We start from the raw sequence: 310 nt of genomic DNA, 5'->3' as shown, positions 1-310 counted from the left end.
GAACCAGTAGCTCCTGTAGAACCAGTGAAACCAGCAACCCCGGTAGCGCCGGTAGTGCCAGTAGAACCAGCAACCCCAGTAGAGCCAGTAGCTCCAGTTATACCAGTGGAACCAGTAGGTCCAATATCACCGGTAGCGCCAGTAGAACCAGCAACCCCGGTAGCGCCGGTAGTGCCAGTAGAACCAGTAGAACCAGCAACCCCAGTAGAGCCGGTAGCTCCAGTTATACCAGTGGAACCAGTAGGTCCAATATCACCGGTAGCGCCAGTAGCGCCAGTAGAACCAGTAGCGCCAGTAACCCCAGTGGAAC

The 310-nt window shown here is 56.1% G+C and carries 1 pseudogene; it reads right to left on the bottom strand.

Annotated features, from left to right (window positions below):
- A pseudogene (locus B3D94_RS04120) lies at positions 1-310 on the bottom strand (collagen-like protein); the annotation flags it as partial.

It is taken from the genome of Lysinibacillus sp. UBA5990 (genome assembly GCF_002429815.1).
In the GTDB taxonomy this organism is placed as follows: Bacteria; Bacillota; Bacilli; order Bacillales_A; family Planococcaceae; genus Lysinibacillus; species Lysinibacillus fusiformis.
This window is presented reverse-complemented; position numbering and strand designations above follow the sequence as displayed.